Source organism: Elusimicrobiota bacterium, assembly GCA_040757695.1.
In the GTDB taxonomy this organism is placed as follows: Bacteria; Elusimicrobiota; UBA8919; order UBA8919; family UBA8919; genus JBFLWK01.
The window spans coordinates 1-1731 of record JBFLWK010000204.1; the positions used below are offsets into that span (position 1 = coordinate 1).

A 1731-nucleotide genomic window follows, 5' to 3' on the forward strand; every position below is an offset into this window, starting at 1 on the left:
TGCTTTTTCAAGTCCTTCCTTTTTATTTCCGTAATCATCAGAATAATCTTCTGATACATATGATATACAGGCGAACACATTTTCGGTCTCTACTGCAATTTTCCCGTCATTTATTATTTTTCTAACTTGCTGTTATATTTTTTGACAGAAATGTAAGCATCTGCCGTTGCAAATAACCAAACAACAATTATAAGTATCATATGTGTGCCGTTGGACTCAGGGATAAATTGCACAATACCAAAGCCAATATAGGATTTTTTCTCTTCATTGTTCTTTATTCTTAACATTTGCTTCTATGGATAATTTTTTACACAGGTTAATAAATTTTTGAGCATCTTCATTATCACCAACTATTTCTCCATAATGCATTGGGACAGCAATTTTTGGTTTGAGCATTTCTGCAGCATTTGCCGCCTCCGATGCTGTCATCACATATGTGCCAGAAACTGCCAGAAGTGCAATATCGCATTTTATATTCTTCATTTCAGGAATTATGTCTGTATCACCACTGTGATAAATTTGCTGACCAGAAACAGTAACTATAAATCCTAAACCATCAGATGACTTCGGATGAAATGGCTTGTTGATATTATACGCTGGAGTTATCTCTATATCAACATTATGCACAGTAATTTTATCGCCCGGCTTGACTGTTTTAACTTCCATATCGGAAAAACTCAAAGCAGAAGATTTGTTCGCAACTATAACTGTTTCTTTCCCCCCTTTGCTAATTTTTTGGACATCTTCCGGTGAGCAATGGTCATAGTGGTTATGGGTTATTAAAACAATATCTGCTTTTGGCAAGTCCTTTTTTACTCTCCACGGGTCAATATAAATTGTTTTTTCACCATCAATACGAAAACTTGCATGACCAAGCCATTTAATTTTTTCTAACATTTATTCCCCTTTTATATCTGCAAGAATCTTATCTGGAATTGAGTTCCTGTTCTCAACTGTTACAGAGATAACTTCAACATTTTGTCTTTTTTTGATTTTATCAGTGAAAGTATTTGGTTTTTCTTTTATTGTGCCAATGACTTGCTTTTGACTGTTGAGAGCAGAAATTACTGCTTCCTGAAATCTTTGAGAGTAAAGTTCCATTTTTCCTATTTCATCTATCACAATAAATTTTATGTTCTTATCCACCACAGCATTTTCTATTGATACTCCTGCAATGTTTTCAAGGTCAGCAATGTTCACATAATACTTGCCAACTCGGTAGTTGGTTTTTATATCACAACTGGCGAGAACTCCTTCTTTATCTTCAAGAGTTGCAATCTTAAATCCTTTACGTATATTATTTTCTCTAATTTCTTCTGTCAAAAAACCGCCCACAGAATCAAGGTTGGCTATAATCTTTTTGATTATTGTTGTCTTTCCAACTCCCGGCTTTCCAGTGAGAAGAATATCTTTCATTTTATCTTCAGATTTTCTTATTAAGTTTTATTATACTTTTTTCAGGTCAAAAGGCAAGAAGTTTTTGGGGCGGATAGGATTGAATTTATTCCGATGCAGTCAAATCCAAGTTCCTGCTCGTAGTATTTCAGAAGATTTTTTGGATGGAGTTTCTGCGGGTAAACTCCCCCTTATCACGTCCATATCCTACCCAGAAGGTAATTGGACACGGGATTTGAAAGAATTGGTTGACTGCTGACCCTCAAAAAGGGAGGTAGTCAATATGGGTAGATGTGATAACAGAAGGAAGCGGTACAGTGCGGATTATAAATTGGA

3 protein-coding genes are annotated in these 1731 nt (G+C 35.3%); all 3 read right to left on the minus strand.

Features of this window, described 5'->3' with window-relative positions; translation table 11 throughout:
• Window positions 1–113: 113 nt before the first annotated feature.
• Genes AB1349_14120 through AB1349_14130 form a run of 3 tightly spaced genes read right to left on the minus strand, consistent with a single transcriptional unit; the run spans window position 114 to window position 1416 of the window.
• Window positions 114–287, minus strand: coding sequence for a hypothetical protein (locus AB1349_14120; protein MEW6558461.1), 174 nt, complete (start codon window positions 285–287; stop codon window positions 114–116).
• Entirely contained in the window at window positions 265–897 is a 633-nt protein-coding gene (locus tag AB1349_14125; protein MEW6558462.1) for an MBL fold metallo-hydrolase, read from the minus strand. Before AB1349_14125 ends, AB1349_14120 begins: the two co-directional genes overlap by 23 nt.
• Complete coding sequence (locus AB1349_14130; protein MEW6558463.1) at window positions 898–1416, minus strand: NTPase; 519 nt, start codon at window positions 1414–1416, stop codon at window positions 898–900. It abuts the gene before it with no gap.
• Window positions 1417–1731: the final 315 nt, after the last annotated feature.